The 21343-nt window shown below is 66.3% G+C and carries 16 protein-coding genes and 2 pseudogenes; 12 read left to right on the top strand and 6 right to left on the bottom strand.

From position 1 onward, the window contains the following. Positions 1 to 46: 46 nt before the first annotated feature. The 4 genes from yidC to rpmH form a co-directional block, all read right to left on the bottom strand. Positions 47 to 1171 (bottom strand): membrane protein insertase YidC, encoded by a 1125-nt coding sequence (gene yidC / locus HPY32_RS19065; RefSeq protein WP_067579363.1) that lies wholly within the window; start codon positions 1169 to 1171, stop codon positions 47 to 49. Between the two features lie 4 nt (positions 1172 to 1175). Further along, on the bottom strand, positions 1176 to 1565 hold the full coding sequence (gene yidD, locus HPY32_RS19060) for a membrane protein insertion efficiency factor YidD (protein WP_082870684.1): 390 nt from the start codon (positions 1563 to 1565) through the stop codon (positions 1176 to 1178). Next, positions 1562 to 1978: a ribonuclease P protein component gene (gene rnpA, locus HPY32_RS19055; protein ID WP_082870685.1), complete on the bottom strand. Its 417-nt coding sequence runs from the start codon at positions 1976 to 1978 to the stop codon at positions 1562 to 1564. The genes yidD and rnpA overlap by 4 nt, the downstream gene beginning before the upstream one ends. Before the next feature lie 85 nt (positions 1979 to 2063). Further along, a complete protein-coding gene (gene rpmH / locus HPY32_RS19050) occupies positions 2064 to 2207 on the bottom strand; it encodes a 50S ribosomal protein L34 (RefSeq protein ID WP_072754329.1) in 144 nt (47 codons plus the stop codon). A 679-nt stretch (positions 2208 to 2886) separates the two neighbouring features. Here rpmH and dnaA point away from each other — a divergent pair. From dnaA to HPY32_RS19015, 7 genes are all read left to right on the top strand, one after another. Beyond that, positions 2887 to 4533 (top strand): chromosomal replication initiator protein DnaA, encoded by a 1647-nt coding sequence (gene dnaA, locus HPY32_RS19045; protein ID WP_373686655.1) that lies wholly within the window; start codon positions 2887 to 2889, stop codon positions 4531 to 4533. A 756-nt stretch (positions 4534 to 5289) separates the two neighbouring features. After that, complete coding sequence (gene dnaN, locus HPY32_RS19040; protein ID WP_067579367.1) at positions 5290 to 6459, top strand: DNA polymerase III subunit beta; 1170 nt, start codon at positions 5290 to 5292, stop codon at positions 6457 to 6459. A 45-nt stretch (positions 6460 to 6504) separates the two neighbouring features. Further along, positions 6505 to 7704, top strand: a complete 1200-nt coding sequence (gene recF / locus HPY32_RS19035; protein WP_067579369.1) for a DNA replication/repair protein RecF — start codon at positions 6505 to 6507, stop codon at positions 7702 to 7704. 168 nt (positions 7705 to 7872) lie between these two features. Continuing rightward, a complete protein-coding gene (locus HPY32_RS19030; RefSeq protein ID WP_373686638.1) occupies positions 7873 to 8460 on the top strand; it encodes a DUF721 family protein in 588 nt (195 codons plus the stop codon). Between the two features lie 476 nt (positions 8461 to 8936). Then, entirely contained in the window at positions 8937 to 10982 is a 2046-nt protein-coding gene (gene gyrB, locus HPY32_RS19025; RefSeq protein ID WP_067579371.1) for a DNA topoisomerase (ATP-hydrolyzing) subunit B, read from the top strand. A gap of 132 nt (positions 10983 to 11114) precedes the next feature. Next, the gene (gene gyrA / locus HPY32_RS19020; protein WP_067579373.1) at positions 11115 to 13619 is read left to right on the top strand and encodes a DNA gyrase subunit A; all 2505 of its coding nucleotides are present in this window, start codon (positions 11115 to 11117) and stop codon (positions 13617 to 13619) included. A 46-nt stretch (positions 13620 to 13665) separates the two neighbouring features. Next, positions 13666 to 14616 carry a DUF3566 domain-containing protein gene (locus HPY32_RS19015; RefSeq protein ID WP_067579375.1) on the top strand — a complete coding sequence of 317 codons (951 nt, stop codon included), beginning with the start codon at positions 13666 to 13668 and terminating at the stop codon, positions 14614 to 14616. Positions 14617 to 15492: 876 nt separating this feature from the next. On the opposite strand, the pseudogene HPY32_RS19010 reads toward HPY32_RS19015, so the two are convergent. Continuing rightward, a pseudogene (locus tag HPY32_RS19010) lies at positions 15493 to 15933 on the bottom strand (NUDIX hydrolase); the annotation flags it as partial. 33 nt (positions 15934 to 15966) lie between these two features. Beyond that, positions 15967 to 16137: pseudogene (locus tag HPY32_RS44665) on the bottom strand (GntR family transcriptional regulator); the annotation flags it as partial. A 234-nt stretch (positions 16138 to 16371) separates the two neighbouring features. Here HPY32_RS44665 and HPY32_RS19005 point away from each other — a divergent pair. The 5 genes from HPY32_RS19005 (at position 16372) to HPY32_RS18985 (ending at position 21244) form a co-directional block, all read left to right on the top strand. Beyond that, positions 16372 to 17157, top strand: coding sequence for a GntR family transcriptional regulator (locus HPY32_RS19005; protein ID WP_067584756.1), 786 nt, complete (start codon positions 16372 to 16374; stop codon positions 17155 to 17157). 234 nt (positions 17158 to 17391) lie between these two features. Beyond that, the gene (locus HPY32_RS19000) at positions 17392 to 17712 is read left to right on the top strand and encodes a hypothetical protein (RefSeq protein ID WP_156673954.1); all 321 of its coding nucleotides are present in this window, start codon (positions 17392 to 17394) and stop codon (positions 17710 to 17712) included. 385 nt (positions 17713 to 18097) lie between these two features. Next, complete coding sequence (locus HPY32_RS18995) at positions 18098 to 19792, top strand: replication initiator (RefSeq protein ID WP_309247533.1); 1695 nt, start codon at positions 18098 to 18100, stop codon at positions 19790 to 19792. 14 nt (positions 19793 to 19806) lie between these two features. Next, positions 19807 to 20004 (top strand): helix-turn-helix domain-containing protein, encoded by a 198-nt coding sequence (locus HPY32_RS43915; RefSeq protein ID WP_067579381.1) that lies wholly within the window; start codon positions 19807 to 19809, stop codon positions 20002 to 20004. A gap of 4 nt (positions 20005 to 20008) precedes the next feature. Continuing rightward, positions 20009 to 21244, top strand: coding sequence for a tyrosine-type recombinase/integrase (locus tag HPY32_RS18985; RefSeq protein ID WP_082870687.1), 1236 nt, complete (start codon positions 20009 to 20011; stop codon positions 21242 to 21244). Positions 21245 to 21343 lie beyond the last annotated feature (99 nt).

Here is a 21343-nt window from a genome sequence, read left to right as displayed (position 1 = left end):
GTGTCCGGCGCCGACCGCGCCGGGATGCCGTATCCGTGCGTGTGATTCAGCGGCGTCGCTTCTGATTCGGGCGCCCACGGTTTCCGGATCGCTTGCGATTGCCCTGGCCGCCCTGCTTGCCGGACGAGCCCGCCGACTTACCGGGAGACGAGGTCGCCTTACCGGTCGTGCCCGTACCGTTCTGCGACTGGGTGGGCGCCGCGCCGTCCGCGTCGACGGGTGCGTCGGTGACCGCCTTCTTCTTCGAATCCACCGGCTTGGCACCGGGTTTCGGCGCGTTCTGCGCGCGGCGCTCCAGGGCCTGCTGCTTCTTCGCTTCCTCTTCCTTCTCGATGCGGCCGAAGACCAGGTGCTGCTGCCCGTAGGTCCAGATGTTGTTGGACACCCAGTAGAGCAGGATGGCGAGCGGGAAGAACGGACCACCGACCACGACACCGAGCGGGAACACCCACAGCGCCAGCTTGTTCATGATCGCGGCCTGCGGGTTGGCCGCCGCCTCCGCGCTCTGCCGGGCGACCGAGGCACGCGCGTTGAAGTGGGTCGCCAGCCCGGCGATGATCATCAGCGGGATGGCCACCGCGGCCATATTGGCCACGTGCGGGATGCCGCCGTAGTCGGCGAAGGCCGCCAGCTGGCTCTTGGGGGTGGTGATGGCGGCCGAGATCGGCGCGCCGAAGATGCGCGCCCGGAGGAACGACTGCACATCGTCGGCGTTGAAGACGTAGTTGGCGGTGTGCGCGTTCTGGTAGGGGGTCATCGCGGCGGTGTGCCCGATGCCGCCGAAGCCGTTCGAACCGGCGACCCGGTTGAACGATCGCAGGACATGGAACAGACCGATGAAGACCGGTACCTGCGCCAGCACGGGCAGGCAGCCCATGAGCGGGTTGAAGCCGTGGTCCTTCTGCAGCTTCTGCATCTCGACCGCCATCTTCTGGCGATCGTTCTTGTACTTGCGCTGCAGTTCCTTGATCTGCGGCTGCAACTCCTGCATCTGCCGGGTGGTGCGCACCTGCTTCACGAACGGCTTGTAGAGCACCAAGCGCAGCGTGAAGACGAGGAACACCACGGCCAGCGCCCAGGCCAGACCGCTGTCCTTGCCCAGCGCGAATCCGAAGACGCGATGCCAGAACCACAAGATCCAGGACACCGGATAGTAGATGAAGTTGAGCACGGCTCTATGTACTCCCGTCGGTCGTGTCGCCGGCCACCGCACGCGGCGACCCATTACAAGGCTTCGGTTGGGCCGCCTCGTCGCCTGCCGGGCTCGGCTCGTCGGTCGACGAGCCCGGCGGCGTCGGTGCAGCGGCTGACCGGTTCCGTCTCGGTTCCGGAACCGGATCCCACCCACCAGGGTGCCAGGGCGCACATTTGGCCAGACGCACGGCCGCCAATCCGAGGCCCACGAACAGGCCCCGGGTGCGCAACGCGGTCACCGCGTACTCGCTACAGGTGGGAGTGAACCGGCAGACCGGCATGCGGGTCGGGGAGACATAGGTGCGATAGAGCTCGATGAGAAAGATCAGAGCATTCGCCGGCAGGCGGGAGACCATCGCGAGACGGCTCATGACGCCCTGCCCGATCCCGGCGTCTCGCCCATCGGCGGCGCCGGATGCGGCGGCTCGGAAACGGCGAGCTCCGGGAACGACTTTCGCAGCGCACCGCGCACCTGCCGATCGAGATCGGCCGAATCCGCCTGCGCCGCACCGGGCATCGCCCGGATCACGACATCCGCCTCGGCGGGCAGCACGCCCACCAGACCGGCACAGATATGACGCAGGCGGCGGGCCACACGGTGCCGAACCACCGCGTTACCCACCGCCTTGCTGACGATCAATCCGAAACGTGGTCCGCCCACGCGAACGGCGTCCGCCGATACCAACACGTGCACGACGAGGTCAGGTCTCCCGATTCGTCGGCCACGCCGCACCGTCCGGGAGAAATCGGCACGATGATGCAGCCGGTACGGCTCAGGCAACACCCGAGTGTCCGAGCGTGTACCGGGCGGACGGGGGGAGCGAGCCGTACGGCGAACGGGACATGACGCCGATGCCGGTACCGAAGGCTCAGGCCGTCAGCGAGGCGCGGCCCTTTTGACGGCGCGCCGACACGATCGCGCGGCCCGCACGGGTGCGCATCCGGAGACGGAACCCGTGGACCCGCGCCCGACGACGGTTGTTCGGCTGGAACGTCCGCTTGCCCTTGGCCACGGTCAACACTCCTCGAGGTGGTGGGCGCCCTGCGGCGCCCGAAGCTGGTCGGTGAAACGTATGTGTTCGCGACGGATGACGACTACCGTCATCGGCACGACCCCTGTCACGGCACAGCGCCCCTGCAGTCGAGGCAGCAGGCAGCCGACACCGCGTCTACGGGTGACTGTACGAGGGTACTGATCGGCTCCGGCCAGGTCAAACTCGGGTCCCCCGATGCGATCCGCGCCACCCGCCGACCCCTGGACGACCGTCCGGTGAACCGCGACACGACATGTGAACCGGACTTGCCATGAATCCGGACGGACACTAACCTGCATAGCCAGGAAGTAGCTGCGGAAGCGCTGGTCGAGGCGCTGGGCGGGGGCTCACGGCAGCGCAACTCACATCACTGTGGTTCTCCACATCTGTGGATAATTGTGTGGAAAGACCCCTGGAGTGGCATATTCGTATGGCCGACGGCCACGCCGGCGTCCGTGCCGAAGGGGGAGGCGGGCGGTGACCGGCCGTCTGCTCCCATCGAACTCTTCCGGGGAGGAAAACGTACGTGGACGACGAGCAGAACGTGTTGACCTCGGTCTGGCCCGAGGTGGTCGCCGAGCTCACCACAGGTTCCGCCGACGGCGCCATCCCGCCGGTGACCAACGCCCAGAAAGCATGGTTGGGCCTGGTCAAACCGCTGACGGTGGCGCAGGGGTTCGCGCTGCTCTCGGTACCCTCCTCCCTCGCGCAGGAGGCGATCGAACGCGATCTGCGCGAGCCGATCCTGCGCTCGCTGGCCCGCCGGCTGGGCCCCCAGGTGGAGGGTCTGGGCGTCCGGATCGCCGCGCCGACCGCCCAGCCGGGTGACCGCCCGGCCGGTCCGCCCCGGCACGCGCGGCTCACCTCGCGCCCGGACCGCGGCCGCGAGGCGCCCCGCGAACCTGTGAATTACGCCGCGCCGCAGGACTATCCGGCCCCCGCCGACTACCCCGCGCCCCGATACCTGAACCCCGCCGACTATCCTGCCCGGCCCGACTATCCCCAGGGCGACTATCCATCCACACCGATGGCCGGAGAATTGCCGGAGCCCGGCGCGCCGGAATCGCCCGCGCCCGCGGGCCGCGAGCTGGACCGGCCGCCGGGCCGCGGCGAGAGCCCGGCGGGACAGGAATCGCTGTTCGCATCCGAGCCGGAGGCGCCCGCGCGTCGCCCCGAACCCCCGGCCGACGACGAACCGGTGGTCAACGTCCGCAACTCCTGGCCGACCTACTTCAGCAAGTCGCCGGAGCCCGCGCCCACCGCGCCCGCCTCCGCGTCGGCCAGCCTGAACGCCAAGTACACCTTCGAGACGTTCGTGATCGGCGCGTCCAACCGCTTCGCGCACGCGGCCGCGGTCGCCATCGCCGAGGCGCCCGCGCGCGCCTACAACCCGCTGTTCGTCTGGGGCGCTTCGGGTTTGGGCAAGACGCATCTGCTGCACGCCGCCGGGCACTACGCGCAGCGGCTGTTCCCCGGCATGCGGGTGAAGTACGTGTCGACCGAGGAGTTCACCAACGACTTCATCAACAGCCTGCGCGACGACCGCAAGGTGGCGTTCAAGCGGCGCTACCGCGAGACCGACATCCTGCTGGTCGACGACATCCAGTTCATCGAGGGCAAGGAAGGCATCCAGGAGGAGTTCTTCCACACCTTCAACACGCTGCACAACGCGAACAAGCAGATCGTGGTCTCCTCCGACCGGCCGCCGAAGCAGCTGGCCACGCTGGAGGAGCGGCTACGCACCCGGTTCGAGTGGGGCCTGATCACCGATGTGCAGCCGCCGGAACTGGAGACGCGCATCGCGATCCTGCGCAAGAAGGCGCGCATGGACCGGCTCGACGTGCCGCACGACGTGCTGGAGCTGATCGCGAGCCGGGTCGAGCGCAATATCCGCGAGCTCGAGGGTGCGCTCATCCGCGTCACCGCGTTCGCCTCGCTGAACGGGCAGCCGCTGGATCTGTCGCTGGCCGAGGTGGTGCTGCGCGACCTGATGCCCGACACCACCACGCTGGAGATCACCGCGTCGACGATCATGGCCGTCACCGCGGAGTACTTCAACACCACGCTGGAGGAGCTGACCGGCCCGGGTAAGGCCCGGCCGCTGGCCCAGGCCCGCCAGATCGCGATGTATCTGTGCCGCGAACTCACCGATCTGTCGCTGCCGAAGATCGGGCAGGCGTTCGGCCGCGACCACACCACCGTCATGTACGCGGAGAAGAAGGTGCGCAAGGAGATGACCGAGCGCCGCCGCGTGTACGACCAGGTTCAGGAACTCACAGCCCGAATCAAACAGCGCTCGCGCTGATTCGCCGCACAGGCCGCTCCACCCCGTCTACCTGGGGGGAGCGGCCTTTTTCGGGTGTGGAGTCCTCGAGGAATCCCTGTGGAGTCCTCGAGGAATTCCACTGTTCTCCACCGGTTTACCCACAGTTCGGCGGGAGGGGGGTTGACGCGTCGACTCACAGCCGGTGGTACACAGTTCCCACAGCCTCGTTCATCCTCGAGCCATGACCTGCGCAGATCGGCTCTACGCCTTGTGGATTCCTCGAGGAGTCCTTGTCAGGTCCTCGAGGAATCCTCGAGTTGTCCACGGCTTTGCGCACAGCTGTGCACAACCCCGCTTCGATGATGGAAGAACTCGAGGATGGCTCGAGGATGAGGGTTGAACAGTTCGGCGGCGTCCACAGTGGCTCGTTGTTCATCCTCGAGTCACCCGCTCGACATCCCCATGTCGCCACGCCCTCCGAGCAGCCGTTTCGCCGGGAGTCCACAGAATCCACAGCGCCTACTACTGCTTCAGTTCTTCTCCTTCAATAAATCTCTTCAAAACAGGGTGTGTGGAAACTCGGTCGGGGAGCGGACGACTCGATCCGATCGGGGTCGGGCGACGCACCGGGAGGGGTGGCGTGGTCTTCCGTCGCGTCCACGGGTACGGTTTGGTGTCGGTCGCCTGTGCCACACTGCGCTGAGAACGACGGCGACCGATCCAGCACTCCTGCATGAGCCAGCGCTGACGAGCCGAACAGATCACGATCGAGACTGGGAGAGGACTTACCGGGCGATGGAGCTTGCAAGCATGAAGTTTCGGGTCGCTCGCGAGGATTTCGCCGAATCCGTCGCCTGGGTGGCCCGCAGCCTGCCGTCGCGCCCGCCGGTGCCGGTGCTCGGTGGCGTCCTGCTGGTGGCGAACGAGGACGGCCTGACCGTCTCCGGATTCGATTACGAGGTCTCCGCGCAGATGCGGGTCGCGGCCGAGGTCGCCGGTCCGGGACAGGTATTGGTGTCGGGCCGCCTGCTGGCCGACATCACCAAGGCGCTGTCCAACAAGCCGGTGGACGTCTCCGTCGACGGCACCCGCGTGCTGATCGCCTGCGGCAGTGCGAAATTCTCGCTGCCGACCATGCCGGTCGAGGACTATCCCCAGCTTCCCGAACTGCCGCCGCAGACCGGTGAACTCGCGGTCGACCTGTTCTCCTCCGCCGTCGGCCAGGTGGCGGTCGCCGCCGGTCGCGACGACACGCTGCCCATGCTCACCGGTATCCGGGTCGAGATCGAGGGCGCCAAGGTCGTGCTCGCGGCCACCGACCGCTTCCGGCTCGCGGTCCGCCACCTCGAATGGCAGCCCGGCCGCGACGACGTCGAGACCGCGGTGCTGGTCCCCGCCCGTACGCTGTCCGAGGCCGCCAAGACGCTCGGCCCGTCCGACGCGCCGGTGCAGCTGGCGTTCGGCACCGGAACCGACGGCCTGCTCGGCATCGTGAACGGCGGCCGCCGCACCACCACCCGGCTGCTCGACGCGGAATTCCCCAAGTTCCGGCAATTGCTCCCCAAGGAGCACACCTCCATCGCGACCCTCCAGGTGAGCGTGCTCATCGAGGCGATCAAGCGCGTGGCGCTGGTGGCCGAGCGCGGCGCCCAGGTGCGGCTGGAATTCTCCGAGCAGGGCCTGCAGCTGTCCGCCGGTGGCGACGACGCCGGCCGCGCCGAGGAGTGGCTGGAGGCCGACTTCCGCGGCGAGCCGCTGACCATCGCGTTCAACCCGGGCTACCTCAACGACGGTCTGGCCGCACTGCATTCGGACCGGGTGACCTTCGGCTTCACCACCCCCAGCCGCCCGGCGGTGCTGTGCCCCACCGCCGAGGAAGATCCGGCCCCCACCGAATCGGGCGCGTACCCCGCGCTGGACAGCGACTACATCTACCTGCTCATGCCGGTCCGCCTGCCGGGCTGATCCGTTTTCTCCACAGGATTCACGGCGGCGACGGTGGGGTGAGCGATGTACGTGCGGGCGCTGACGCTGCGGGACTTTCGCTCCTGGGATCAGGCCGAGCTCGAATTGCCCCCGGGCCGAACGGTTTTCCTGGGTGCGAACGGTAACGGCAAGACCAACCTGGTCGAGGCCCTCGGCTACCTGTCGACGCTCGGCTCGCATCGGGTGTCCACCGACGCGCCGCTGATCCGGATGGGGGCGCAGCGGGCCAGGGTCGGTGCGACGGTGGTGAACACCGGGCGCGAGCTGCGGATCGACATCGAGCTGAACCAGGGGTCGGCGAACCGAGCCCAGATCAACCGGTCGCCGGTGCGGCGGCCGCGGGAGATCCTGGGCATCCTGCAGACGGTGCTGTTCGCGCCGGAGGACCTGGCCCTGGTGCGGGGCGATCCGTCCGAGCGCCGCCGCTTCCTCGACGAGCTGTGCACGGCCCGGCTGCCCCGGCTGGCCGGGGTGCGCTCGGACTACGACCGGGTGCTGCGGCAGCGGTCGGCGCTGTTGAAAACCGCTGGGCGGCAGGCCCGTTCGCGCACCGGATCCGCCGCCGAGCTGAGCACCCTGGACGTCTGGGACGGGCACCTCGCCGCGCACGGCGCCGAGCTGCTGGCACAGCGGCTACGCCTGGTCCACGATCTGTCGCCGTTCCTGGAGCAGTCCTACCGGTCCATCGCGCCGGAATCGCGGACGGCCGCGATCGGGTACCGCAGCGCATACCTGCCGCCCGAATTCCTGACGCCCGAGCGCGAACCCGCGGCCGACGATGTCGCCGTGCTGGAGGCGATCCTGCTGCGCGAGCTGGCCGCGGCGCGCGGCCGGGAGCTCGAGCGCGGCGTGTGCCTGGTCGGCCCGCACCGCGACGACCTGGACCTGATGCTGGGTTCGGCCCCGGCGAAAGGCTTTGCCAGCCACGGCGAGTCGTGGTCGTTCGCGCTGGCCCTGCGCCTGGGGGCGTTCGAACTGCTGCGCAGCGTGGGCACCGATCCGGTGCTGCTGCTCGACGACGTGTTCGCCGAACTCGACCGCCGCCGCCGCGCCGCCCTGGCCGCCGTCGCCGCCACCGCCGAGCAGGTTCTCATCACCGCGGCCGTGCCCGAGGACGTCCCGCCCGAGCTCGAGGCGCATCCGCTGCGGGTCGAGACCGCGGGCGAGGCCGACGAGCGCACCTCCTACATCGAGGGGCGGCCCGCCCCGACGACCGCCGGATGAGCGTGCGCGACAACACACCTCGCGACGGCGTCATCGATGTCACAAGTGGGCCGCACGACACTCGGCCGTGTGGCGGCGGCGAGTCGCGCCCGAGCCGCTAGCCTGTCCCCCAGCATCTTTTCCGGCCGGACGGTACGAATTCCGGTGGCGGATCGACGAGGAGGAGCGGTGGTGGCCGACGCGCACGAGCCCGACGACCACGACGGCACCCACCCCGCGCCGTCCGGCGCGGCCGAATCCGAGCTGCGCGGAGTCGATCTCGCCCGCCGCGCCCTTGAGGAGGCGCGGGCGGCGGCCCGGGCCAGCGGCAAATCCGTCGGGCAGGGCCGGGCCTCGCCGCGCAAGGGCGGGGTGCGCGCGCTGCGGCGGCGCGGCGGCTGGTCCGGCGCCCGCCCCGACGAGCGCGATCCACAGCCGTTGTCGGCCTTGGCCGGTGCGCTGGCCAAGAGCCGCGGCTGGTCCGGCAAGGTCGCCGAGGGCACGCTGTTCGGTCGCTGGGCGGGGGTGGTCGGCGAGGACATCGCCGCGCACGCCACCCCGGTCTCGCTCACCGACGGGGTGCTGAGCATCCAGGCCGAGTCGACCGCGTGGGCGACCCAGTTGCGCATGCTCCAGTCCCAGCTGCTGGCCAAGATCGCCGCGGCGGTCGGGCAGGGGGTGGTCACCTCGCTACGCATCAGCGGCCCCGCCGCCCCCAGCTGGCGCAAGGGAGAACGGCACGTCAAGGGCCGCGGGCCCCGCGACACCTACGGCTGAGCCCGCGCCCGTTTCACGTGGAACCAGACGGTCCGCACACCCGGTGAATGCGATTGCGCACCTGTGGAATTCACCCACATCGATGAACAGCTGTGGGTGAATCTGTGGATGAATCGCGTGCCGTGGGCCGCGCTCGGTCGGGTGATCGCGGACAACTATTCCGCAAACCCGCGCGCAACGGCGCGCGATGGGCCGCTCAGGCTTCCGGGAGCCGGGAGACCTACAACCGGACCCGGCGGCATCCGATTTAACGCACTCACGGCGCTGTCAGGGGTGTCATAGGTGCATCCTGTGCCGGGTGTGCCAGTAGGATGGTGGGGTAACTAGCGGCGATACCTTCGGCGCCTTCCGCGCAGCCCGCGTGTGGACCCGTAATTCTCGAGCAGTGCGTCATCTCGAGCAGAGACCAGTGGGGTCCCCTGTGTGCTGTTCGACGGTGTGCCGAGGGATCAGCAAGTAAGGAGAGCTACCGAGCAGTGGCTGCCAACGACTCCAACGCAAGCGGCACGACCAGGGCGAAAGCGGGCAACCAGGACTACGGTGCCTCCAATATCACGGTTCTCGAGGGGCTCGAGGCGGTCCGCAAGCGTCCCGGTATGTACATCGGCTCCACCGGTGAGCGCGGTCTGCACCATCTGATCTGGGAGGTTGTGGACAACTCCGTCGACGAGGCGATGGCGGGCTTCGCCTCGCGGGTCGATGTCACCCTGCTGGCCGACGGCGGCGTCGAGGTCGTCGACGACGGCCGCGGTATCCCGGTCGAGATGCACTCCCAGGGCATTCCGACGATCGAGGTCGTCATGACCCAGCTGCACGCCGGTGGCAAGTTCGACTCCGACGCCTACGCGGTGTCGGGCGGTCTGCACGGCGTCGGCATCTCCGTGGTGAACGCGCTGTCCACCACGCTGCAGGTGGAGATCGACCGCGACGGCCACCACTGGACCCAGGAGTACAAGGACGCCAAGCCCGGCAAGCTGGTGCAGGGCGACCCGACCCGGCGCACCGGCACCACCGTCCGGTTCTGGGCGGATCCGGACATCTTCGAGACCACCGACTACAACTTCGAGACGGTCGCGCGGCGGCTGCAGGAGATGGCGTTCCTCAACAAGGGACTCACCATCACGCTCACCGATCAGCGGGTGACCGACTCCGAGATCACCGACGAGGTGGTCAGCGAGACCGCCGAGGCGCCCAAGCAGGCCGAGGGCGGCGCCGCGGGCGAGCACAAGGTCAAGACCCGGACCTACCTCTACCCGGGCGGTCTCGAGGATTTCGTCAAGCACATCAACCGGTCCAAGCAGCCCATCCACAACTCGGTGGTGTCGTTCACCGGCAAGGGCGCCGGCCACGAGCTCGAGGTCGCGATGCAGTGGAACTCGGGTTACTCCGAGTCCGTGCACACCTTCGCCAACACCATCAACACCCATGAGGGCGGCACCCACGAGGAGGGGTTCCGGGCGGCGCTGACCTCGGTGGTCAACAAGTACGCCAAGGACAAGAAGCTGCTCAAGGACAAGGACGGCAACCTCACCGGCGACGACATCCGCGAGGGCCTGGCCGCCATCGTCAGCGTGAAGGTCGCCGACCCGCAGTTCGAGGGACAGACCAAGACCAAGCTCGGCAATACCGAGGTCAAGTCGTTCGTGCAGCGCACCTGCAACGAGCACCTGGCGCACTGGTTCGAGGCCAATCCGGCCGACGCGAAAACCATTGTGCAGAAGGCCGTCTCGTCGGCGCAGGCGCGCGTCGCGGCGCGCAAGGCGCGAGAGCTGGTGCGCCGCAAGAGCGCGACGGATCTGGGTGGCCTGCCCGGTAAGCTGGCCGACTGCCGTGCCAAGGATCCGCGCCTGTCGGAGATCTACATCGTGGAGGGCGACTCCGCCGGCGGCTCGGCCAAATCCGGCCGCGACTCCATGTACCAGGCCATCCTCCCCATCCGCGGCAAAATCATCAACGTCGAGAAGGCCCGCATCGACCGCGTCCTCAAAAACAACGAGGTCCAATCCATCATCACCGCCTTCGGCACCGGCATCCACGACGAATTCGACATCGCCAAACTCCGCTACCACAAGATCATCCTCATGGCCGACGCCGACGTCGACGGCCAACACATCACCACCCTGCTGTTGACCCTGCTGTTCCGGTTCATGCGCCCCCTGGTCGAACACGGCCACGTCTACCTGTCCTGCCCCCCGCTCTACAAACTCAAATGGCAGCGCAGCGAACCCGAATTCGCCTACTCCGACCGCGAACGCGACGCCCTGCTCGAACAGGGCCAGGCCGCAGGCAAGAAGATCAACAAAGACGACGGCGTGCAACGCTACAAAGGTCTCGGCGAAATGAACCCCAAAGAACTCTGGGAAACCACCATGGACCCCGAGACCCGCCTGCTGCGCCTGGTCACCCTCGACGACGCGGCCGCCGCCGACGAACTGTTCAGCATCCTCATGGGCGAAGACGTCGAAGCCCGCCGCAGCTTCATCACCCGCAACGCCAAAGACGTCCGCTTCCTCGACCTGTAGGTCCCGGCCAAAAGCGTGCCGGGAAAACGGAGAGCACATGCCGGGAAACGAGGGGCAGAAGCGCCGAACGACGAAGGCTGCGCCGGACGCGCGCCCATGACCACTGAAATGACTTCGTACGGAGACTGACTGATGACCGAGACCACACTGCCTCCCAACGGTGGCGACCGGATCGAACCGGTCGATATCCAGCACGAGATGCAGAACAGCTACATCGATTACGCGATGAGCGTGATCGTGGGCCGCGCGCTGCCCGAGGTGCGCGACGGCCTCAAGCCGGTGCACCGCCGGATCCTGTACGCGATGTACGACAACGGGTATCGGCCCGACCGCGGCTATGTGAAGTCGGCCCGCCCGGTCGCCGAGACGATGGGTAACTACCACCCGCACGGCGACACCGCCATCTACGACACCCTGGTCCGCATGGCGCAGCCCTGGTCGATGCGCTACCCGCTGATCGACCCCCAGGGCAACTTCGGCTCGCGCGGCAACGACGGCCCCGCCGCCATGCGCTACACCGAGTGCCGTCTCACCCCGCTGGCGATGGAGATGCTGCGCGAGATCGACGAGGAGACCGTCGATTTCACGCCGAACTACGACGGCCGCTCCCAGGAGCCGGTGGTTCTCCCCAGCCGCGTGCCCGCCCTGTTGATGAACGGGTCCGGCGGCATCGCGGTCGGCATGGCCACCAACATCCCCCCGCACAACCTGCGCGAGGTGGCCGAGGCGATCTACTGGGCGCTCGAGAACCACGAGGCCGACGAGGAGACCACCCTCGCCGCCTGCATGGAGCGGATCAAGGGCCCGGACTTCCCGACCTACGGCATGATCGTGGGCACCTCCGGCATCCACGACGCGTACCAGACCGGGCGCGGCGCCATCCGCATGCGCGGCGTGGTCGAGATCGAGGAGGACAACCGGGGTCGCACCACGATCGTCATCACCGAGCTGCCGTACCAGGTCAACACCGACAACTTCATCAACTCGATCGCCGAGCAGGTCCGCGACGGCAAGATCGCGGGTGTCTCGGACATCCACGACGAGTCCTCCGACCGTGCCGGTCTGCGCATCGTGGTCACCGTCAAGCGCGACGCGATCGCCAAGGTCGTGCTGAACAACCTGTACAAGCACACCCAGCTGCAGACCAGCTTCGGCGCCAACATGCTGTCCATCGTCGACGGCGTGCCGCGCACGCTGCGGCTGGACCAGATGATCCGGCTCTACGTCACCCATCAGTTGGACGTCATCGTCCGGCGCACCCGCTACCGGCTGCGCAAGGCCGAGGAGCGCGCCCACATCCTGCGCGGCCTGGTCAAGGCGCTCGACGCCCTGGACGAGGTCATCGCGCTGATCCGGCGCTCGGCCGACACCGAGACCGCGCGCACCGGCCTGATGCGCCTGCTCGACATCGACGAGATCCAGGCGACCGCGATCCTGGACATGCAGCTGCGCCGCCTGTCCGCCCTGGAGCGGCAGAAGATCATCGACGAATTGGCCAAGATCGAGCTCGAAATCGCCGATCTGAAGGACATCCTGGCCAAGCCGGAGCGGCAGCGCGCGATCGTCCGCGACGAGCTGAAGGAGATCGTCGACAAGTACGGCGACGACCGCCGCACCCGGATCATCGCGGCCGACGGCGAGGTCAACGACGAGGACCTGATCGCCCGCGAGGACGTGGTCGTCACCATCACCGAGACCGGCTACGCCAAGCGCACCAAGACCGACCTGTACCGCAGCCAGAAGCGCGGCGGCAAGGGCGTGCAGGGCGCCGGCCTCAAGCAGGACGATCTGGTGAAGCACTTCTTCGTCACCTCGACCCACGACTGGCTGCTGTTCTTCACCAACCTGGGCCGGGTGTACCGGGCCAAGGCGTACGAGCTGCCCGAGGCCAACCGCACCGCGCGGGGCCAGCACGTGGCCAATCTGCTGGCCTTCCAGCCCGACGAGAAGATCGCCCAGGTCATCCAGATCAAGTCCTACGAGGACGCGCCGTATCTGGTGCTGGCCACGCGCAACGGCCTGGTGAAGAAGTCGCGGCTGACCGATTTCGACTCCAACCGCTCCGGCGGCATCGTCGCGGTGAATCTGCGCGATCGTGACGAATTGGTCGGCGCGGCACTGTGTTCGGCCGACGACGACCTGCTGCTGGTGTCGGCGCACGGTCAGTCGATCCGGTTCTCCGCCGACGACGAGGTGCTGCGCCCGATGGGCCGCGCCACCTCCGGCGTGCAGGGCATGCGTTTCAACGCCGCCGACGAGCTGTTGTCGCTCAACGTGGTTCGCTCGGACACCTATCTGCTGGTGGCCACCGCGGGAGGCTATGCGAAGCGCACGGCCATCGAGGAATACACTGCTCAGGGTCGTGGCGGTAAAGGTGTATTGACTATTCAGTACGACGAAAAGCGTGGCAGTCTGGTGGGCGCACTCATCGTCGACGACGAGGACGAGCTCTACGCCATCACCTCCGGAGGCGGTGTCATCCGGACGGCGGCGAACCAGGTGCGTAAGGCGGGTCGGCAGACCAAGGGTGTGCGATTGATGAACCTCGGCGAGGGCGATACTTTGCTTGCGATCGCGCGCAACGCCGATGAGCCCGACCAGGTTTCCGGCGAAGACGACACCAGCGGTTCCGAGTAGCAGTAATTTCTCACTAGCGGCGGCACGACGGATCGAAGGATTCCCATTGACCACTCCGAATCAGCCGAATGACGAGCGGCACCACGCGAACGGTGTGACCGAGCGGATCGCACCGTCGCCGATTCCGCCGCGCCCGATTCCGCGTCCCGGCGCATCGGGCGACAACGGGGCGAGCGCAGGGTCGGACACACCCGAGGCAAAGGGCCAGGCCGAGCCCGCGGCGTCCGCCGAGTCGGCGCCGGAGGCCGCCGGCAACTCCGGCGGCGGCTCACGGTTCGAGGAGGGCTGGTCGCAGCTGCCGCAGCGGGAGCCGCAGTCCAACCTGCATCGCCCCGGCCAGCCGCCGGTGACCGGCCGCCCGCCGGCCGCCCCGGCGGGCCTGGGCGGCGGGGTGTCCAACGCCCGCACCACCACGGACCTGGCGGCCAAGGCGGCCCGCAAGGAGGCCGCCATGGTGAAGTCGGTCGGTATCGACGGCCCGACCCGCAGCATCGCCCGGCCGGAGCTGGTCAAGGACATGCCGGACCTGTCGGAACTGCGCCACCCGCTGCCGCACGGCGAAACCGCCGGCGCACAGCCGCATGCGGTCTCGCTCGCCGCCCCGGCGGCGGTGGCCGCGTCGGTCACCTCGGGTGAGCCGCTGCGGGCGACCGTGCAGCTACGCCACATCGACCCCTGGTCGACGCTGAAGGTATCGCTGGTGATCAGCGTGGCCATGTTCTTCGTGTGGATGCTGGCGGTCGGCTTCCTCTACATCGTGCTGTCCGGCATGGGTGTGTGGGACCGGCTCAACAGCACCTTCACCGACATGGTGTCCGACAACGGCTCCTCCGGATCCGGCCTGATCGACGCGGGCGCCGTCTTCGGCTACGCGGCGGTGATCGGCATCATCAACGTGGTGTTGTTCACCGCCCTGTCCACGGTCGGCGTCTTCATCTACAACCAGTGCACCGACCTCGTCGGCGGCATCCAGGTCACCCTGGCCGACCCCGACTAGCCCACGCACACCCCGACGGCCGGACCCCGCTCCCCGCGAGGCCCGGCCGCCGTCGTTCACCCCTCACCCGCAACCCTCCTACCAGCCGTTTTGGTCGATACCACTGGGGTCGGGTAATCTTTGCACTCGGCTCGGGAGTCACCACCCGAATCACCTACGGGCCTATAGCTCAGGCGGTTAGAGCGCTTCGCTGATAACGCGGTTTCGGGGTGGCGCGGAATATCAAACAGTATCGCTGAGCTGCCCGTTTCTGACATTCCGTGCCCTCTCGTATTCGCGAGTATCAAGCCGTTCGCTGCTTTCTCGCTGCCTGCTTTTCGGGGATAGGTTGTCTATCCGCCACCCCCTGACTTCTCCTCCCCACCTTCCTCATACTGGCCGCCCTCAGCGGAAGACGAGCGTGTCAAGGATGCCGATAGGCACCGCGAAGCGGACACCGAAGGTGGTCCTTGACTCGTTCGGCTGGAGCGAGACGATTGGGCCATGAGGAAGGCGGGGAACTCCTGAGCAGACCCGCTGCCCAGCAGATCAGCGTATGGAATCGACGAACCAAAACCGCTGGCTGAATCTCAGACGGGATGTCGTCGTAGTCGCTGCGTCGGCGTGAGGGCGAATGCCAGTGAGCTATCAGGATCTTCGGTGTGATGCGCGGGCCGCGACGCGCCCGACGCTCCGGTGGGCCGGAGCGAAGCGGAGGCCCTTGCCGCAGTGCGGCCGGTTGCGTGGCGCGGCGCGCGCAGCGCGCCGCCTTGATCCTATATAGCTAAATTCGGCAAGAGCCTCGGTGTGAGACGCGAGGAGTGCGCCGATACGAGAGCGGCTGGGACTTCCGTCCGGCGGATGGGCGCGACGGAGAGCCAGCCCATGATCAGTTGGCTACGGCTGCGGTCGACCGTTCTGGACTGCAACGAGGTTCACTCCGTCATGGGCGCGACTGTGAGTGTCGGTATCGAAGGCGTCGAGGACTCGAATTGCGAAGGCGGGGTTCATGGCATCGCGTACTTCGTCGCGAGTCATCCAGCGGACCTCGCGTGCCTCACTAGTTGGATGAGGCTCGCCATACTGTGTGGTGCAGCGGAAGACGAGAGCGACGATGCCGTGGGTGAGGTTCTTGTAAACGCCGGTGAGCCTATCTACGCGAACGTGGACTCCCGTCTCCTCCAGCACTTCTCGCCGAACACCTTCCTCGAATGATTCGTCCAGTTCAAGGACACCTCCCGGTGCTTCCCAATGCCCGTTGTCTTCGCGCCGAATCACGAGGACACGGTTCTGATCGTCGATCACAACACCTGCGACGCTGACGGAGTGCTTCGGCGTGGTCTGCTGCTGGTTGACTGCAACGAATGTCCCTTGATTGGTGGTCCGAACATATCCCTCGGTTCGGAGCTGTGTCAGTGCCTTTGCAGCGGTAGCACTGGCCACGTGCCAGCTCCGGGCCAGCTCAGCGACGGGCGGCAGCTTGGCGTTGTCAGCTAGCTTTCCGCTCTTGATCTGTGTTCGGAAGTGGTCCGCGATCTGCATATAAGCAGGATCAGGACGATTCAGGGTTGGCGACATAAGAAGTAAGCCCTTCCTGAGGTAGCGTGCTAGCTCACATCGGAGGCAATAACCTGCTGTTTGTCCGTTCAAACCACTCGTATACTAGCACGCAGTATGCGATGTGAACGATCTGCGTTGGACTGGGCTGTTCCGGTTTGCTGGCCTAGACTAGGTGGCCTAGACGTGTTGTGGATGCAGGCTGAAGGGGCTAATGCCATGTTGCCGCTCGGGACGGTAGATCGGTCGGACGATCGTCCGCCGTTCCGGCAGATTGCGTCGTTACTGCGGGAAGCAATCCTCATGGGACGGATTGGCCCAGGTGAGAAGTTGCCATCCGAAGCGGAGCTGATCGAACACTTCGGTGTTGCGCGCATGACGGTTCGTCAGGCTGTCCAGGAGCTCCGAGGAGAAGGGCTCGTTCGGTCGGAGCATGGTCGTGGTGTATTCGTACAGCCGCAAGCGCCTATCCGTCGTCTGGCGTCCGACCGGTTCGCTCGGAAACACCGGGCTGGAGCCGATGGTAAGGCGGCGTTTAGCGTCGAGGCCGAGAAGTCTGGGTTCACGGCTAGCGTTGATCGGATTCAGGTGCATCGGGAGAAGGCGAATCCGCTTGCTGCTGAACGTCTTCGGGTTGGGCCAGATCACGAAGTGGTCGTTCGTGCTCGGCGATACCTGGCGAATGGTCGACCAGTGGAGCTGGCCACTTCGTACATTCCGGCCGAGTTCGCGACCGGGACAAAGATCGAACAGGTCGATACCGGTCCGGGTGGCATCTATGCGCGGCTCGAAGAACAAGGTCATCTCCTCGCACGGTTCGTGGAAGAGGTCGGTGCGCGAATGCCTCACCCTGATGAGCGTCGTGAGCTTGAGATTGGTGCTGGCGTACCTGTGATCACCGTGGTTAGAACGGCGTACGACATGAATGACGTGGCCGTCGAGGTGTGCGACACGGTAAAGATCGCGACCGCGTATGTGTTGGAGTACGAGTTCGCCGCTCGCTAGTTCCCTGCTTGTCAGTGTCTAGATAACGATTCGAACCGTCTTCTAACTTGTCTAGACGACTAGGTATCAATGCGTTAGATTGAATCTTGTCTAGAGGAGTTGGAAGCGTAGGAATCGGAGGTCATCGTGCAGGCTCTGAAGATCGCAGCCACGGACGTGCTTCGCCCGGATCGGCTGAACTATGCAGGTTGGTGCATCTATTGCGGTGAACACAACTGCGCCAAGGCGGGGTGTGTGAAGCGGCACGCGGAGTCGTTTTGGGGTCCGTGCAGCGTGTGCGGTGGCTCGCAGCTGCTCGACGTCGAGACCGATCACCTGTGCAACATCTGCATTGGCGGGTTGACCCAGTACGACTCGCAGGAGGAGGCGTTCGAGGCGGACCGCCGTGAGACCGAGGCTCGGAATCGGGTGCGTCGGTTGTCGCTGGTTCGCAACCCGGAGTACGTGGTCACCGAGCCGTCGCGGTGGCGTCCGGCCAGCGATTCGGGGACTCGGGGTGTCGCTCCGTTGACGGTGCGTACGCCGTCCGGTCAGGTCTGCTACGGGGGGCACTGATCATGGTCGGGAACGTGATTCCGCTGCCTGCTCGTGCACCCGAAGTGGTTCGGCCTCCTCGGTTGACCTTCGCAGGGTGCTGCATCTGGTGCGGCAAGGCCAACTGCTCGGACTCGAATTGCATTGAGCTGCAAGAGATCTCGGAATGGTCTGTGTGCGGTCATTGTGGGGGAACCGGGGAAGGGTTCAAGGCAGGGCCGACGGGCTGCACCTGCGCGTTCGGGTTGGTCCTGGTCGCCCCGCAGATCCAACGGCGTCGTCACATAGTGGGGAGTTTCTACGTGATGGATAAGGGCCACTGGTCGGCCTACAACCACGCCACCTACGCCGAACCCGAGACGGTGGCCGCGTACGAGCGAGTGGACCCGGCACCGAGGGCGGTGGCATGAGCGACTCGATGGTAGTCGACCTGGACGAGGTCCGTCCGAACCGAGAGACGGCGGCCGATCGGCGGTCGCGATTGAACTTGGTCGAGCTGGCGCAGGCGACGGCGGAACGGTTCGGGGTGTGTCGCCGTCCGCTGCCGATGCTGGCGACCGATCAGGAGGGCGAGTCGAAATACGTTGGCACGCCCTGCAAATCAACCATGGAGCACGTCTGTCCGGCCTGTGCTGTCCGGGCTCAGCGTCTCCGCCAACACCAGTGCCGCGAAGGGTGGCACATTCAGGAGGAACCAGTGATCGAAAAGAACGAGCCCACCGAGGCGCAAACCGAGCTGTTGGCGGCGCGGGAGGTGCTGGTCGACGAGTACGCCAAGGCCAAATCCGTCGACGACTCCGAGGCCATGGAAGCCATCGCCGAAGTGGTGGCCGAGTTGAATCACGAGCTCCGGGAGTCGGGTATCCGCGGTAAGTTCCCGGACCTGGAACCGACACCGCGAAACGCTCGTAAGCGCTCGACCAGGCGGCGGCAGGCGGAACCGGACCTACCGAGAAGGAAGGTCGAGAAGACCACGGTGGGGAAGGTGTACGCGGGCAAGTACCGGCCCTCGATGTTCATCACCCTCACCCTGCCGTCCTACGGCCGTGTCGACCATGATGACGGGGCCCCAGTGGATCCGGCCAGCTACGACTATCGGCAGGCGGCTCGCGACATCATTCACTTCGCGGCATTGTTCGATCGGTTCGTCCAGAACTACCGGCGCGCGTCTGGCCGTGATATCCAGTACTTCGCCACGGTCGAACCCCAGCGTCGCGGGGCCCCGCACATCCACATCGGCGTCCGGGGCACCGACCCGAGGCAACTGATCAAGGAAGTGGTCGCGGCGACGTATCACCAGGTGTGGTGGCCGCACTTCGATCGCGAGGTGTACGAGCCGGGGCGGATGCCGTTCTGGGACTACGCGGCCGGCCGATTCGTGGACCCGGAGGCGGTGGACCCGGACACGGGGGAGCGGGTGCCTGTTCCGACGTGGGATGAAGCCCTGGACAAGATGGACACCGTAGACGAGCTGGAGCCCGCGCACGTGGTGCGGTTCGGCAAGGTCCTCGACATCAAGGGCATTCTCGGCGGCACCGAGGAAGCAGGGCGGCATATCGGCTACCTGACCAAGTACCTCACCAAGTCCATCGGCGACGTGATCAAGCCCGAATCCCAAGCTGCCGCCGACCACTACGACCAGTTACACGCGGAGCTCGCGATCACGCCGTGTTCTCCGTCGTGCGGGTTGTGGTTCCGCTACGGCATCGTCCCCAAGGGTGCCACGGCGAAGACCATTCCGGGGGTGTGCAAAGGCAAGGCCCATCGGCGAGACACGCTCGGACTGCGGGGGCGTCGGGTGCTGGTGTCGCGCAAGTGGACCGGTAAGGACCTGGCCGACCACAAGGCCGACCGGATCGAGTTCGTTCGGCAACGCCTCGCTGAGGCCGGTATCTCCAAGCCCGAGATCGACCGCTTGAAGATCACTCCAGCCGAACCGGGTGACTCGAACGTGCCACCCCGGGAGCACCTGATCATGACCATGGTCAGCGAGAAGCTTGCGCAAGAGGCCGAATACACCCGGGCCCGACTCGCAGCGGTGGACCCGCCAGCAGAAACCGTCAGGCAGCAGCATGATTCGCGTACATCGGACGCAGCGTAGGAGGGGGAGAGCTGATGCAAGTGATCAACATTGAAGCGGCGACTTACACCGTGGAAGAGGTGGCCGAGTTGCTCGGTCTGTCCAGGGGGAATGCCTACCGTGCCGTTCGGGCTGGCGAGATTCCGGCCAAGCGGATTGGTCGGCGCTGGGTGGTGCCTCGGTCGGCCTTTCACGCCTGGTTGGAGGACTGCCAGCTTCCGGAGGCGGTGTAGCGCAATGGGATTCGTTGACAAGACACCCTCGGGGAAGTTCAAGGCGTATTGGCGGGAACCGTCCGGCTCGCAGCGTTCCAAGACGTTCGGCACGGAGCGGGAGGCGAAGAACTTCCTGGCACAGGTGGACGTGGCCAAGTCGAACGGCACCTACGTGTCTCCGCATGCTGGACGTACCAGGTTCGAGGATCACGCGAAGGAGTGGATGGAGACCTGGAATAACGAGCGGACCACGAAGGCCCGTGACGAGTCGATCATGAACACGCACGTCCTTCCGAAGTGGAAAGGGTGGCAGCTCGGCAAGATCGACCACCTGTCGGTACAGAAGTGGATCACGGCCAAGTCAGATAGCTATTCGCGGGCAACGGTAGCTGAGTGTAAGCGGCTCATGTCCGGGGTGATGCGGTCGGCGGTGCGGAATCGCCTGATCGGAGTCGATCCCACCGAGGGTGTGAAGGTGCCCAAGCGGCGACAGATGGATACCGCCGACGCGCGCATCCTGACTCGGGATGAGGTTCGGCAACTGCTGCTGCCTGAGATCCGGCCTGAGCGATATCGGACCTATGTGGCTGTCGCCGCCTTCGCTGGATTGCGGTGGGGAGAGATCGCCGGACTATGTGCCGACATGGTTCGCGATGGTGACGACGGCATTGTGCTGCACGTGGTCAGGACGGTCACCGAGGTCGCTGGATACACAGAGTTCAAGCCGTTTCCGAAATCGGCAGCGGGTCGACGGGCGGTACCGCTTCCACGCTGGGTGTCCGAGGAACTGCGCGAGTATATGCGCCGGTATCCACGTGGTGACCGGGGTCTGATCTTCACCAACGAAGCGGGTAGTCCGCTGAGGCGGGGGCTGTTCCGTGCACGGGTCTGGCGGCCTGCACTCGTTCGGGCGGGATTCCTCGGGGAGGTCTCGGAGGTCGATGGCCGGTTCGAGGCGGTCTGGATGGATAACCGCGGTGAGGTGAACTCGGAGGTGTTCGATCGATACGACCAGGCGGTACAGCAAGTGGCTCGGCGCGAATCGGGCGGGCTCCGGTTCCACGAGCTCCGGGACTGCTATGGGACCTGGCTTGCGGACGATGGCCTCGAACCGCACAAGCTGGCCAAGGTCATGGGTCATGAGAAGATCACAACCACTATGCAGTTCTACGTGCGTCGTCAGGAAGATCACGACGCGATCCGGGGTCTGCTCGGTGACGACGATGAGGAGGGTGGCGCAGGTGCTCTCGTCAGCTGATCGAACGGTCGTGCTGCCTTTTCGCTGCCTGGTCGGCGCTTTACAGGCCATGCTCACGATGCTGAGGGCGGTTCCGGTCACTGCTGGCGGCACCGATGA

This window comes from Nocardia terpenica, assembly GCF_013186535.1.
Taxonomy (GTDB): Bacteria; Actinomycetota; Actinomycetes; order Mycobacteriales; family Mycobacteriaceae; genus Nocardia; species Nocardia terpenica.
This window is presented reverse-complemented; position numbering and strand designations above follow the sequence as displayed.

Excerpts from the sequence above, each read along its gene's own strand:
- yidD (WP_082870684.1), bottom strand. The coding sequence starts at position 1,565 with ATGAGCCGTCTCGCGATGGTCTCCCGCCTGCCGGCGAATGCTCTGATC.
- dnaN (WP_067579367.1), top strand. The coding sequence starts at position 5,290 with ATGGAGCTTGCAAGCATGAAGTTTCGGGTCGCTCGCGAGGATTTCGCC.
- recF (WP_067579369.1), top strand. The coding sequence starts at position 6,505 with ATGTACGTGCGGGCGCTGACGCTGCGGGACTTTCGCTCCTGGGATCAG.
- gyrA (WP_067579373.1), top strand. The coding sequence starts at position 11,115 with ATGACCGAGACCACACTGCCTCCCAACGGTGGCGACCGGATCGAACCG.
- HPY32_RS19005 (WP_067584756.1), top strand. The coding sequence starts at position 16,372 with ATGTTGCCGCTCGGGACGGTAGATCGGTCGGACGATCGTCCGCCGTTC.
- HPY32_RS18995 (WP_309247533.1), top strand. The coding sequence starts at position 18,098 with ATGAGCGACTCGATGGTAGTCGACCTGGACGAGGTCCGTCCGAACCGA.
- HPY32_RS43915 (WP_067579381.1), top strand. The coding sequence starts at position 19,807 with ATGCAAGTGATCAACATTGAAGCGGCGACTTACACCGTGGAAGAGGTG.
- HPY32_RS18985 (WP_082870687.1), top strand. The coding sequence starts at position 20,009 with ATGGGATTCGTTGACAAGACACCCTCGGGGAAGTTCAAGGCGTATTGG.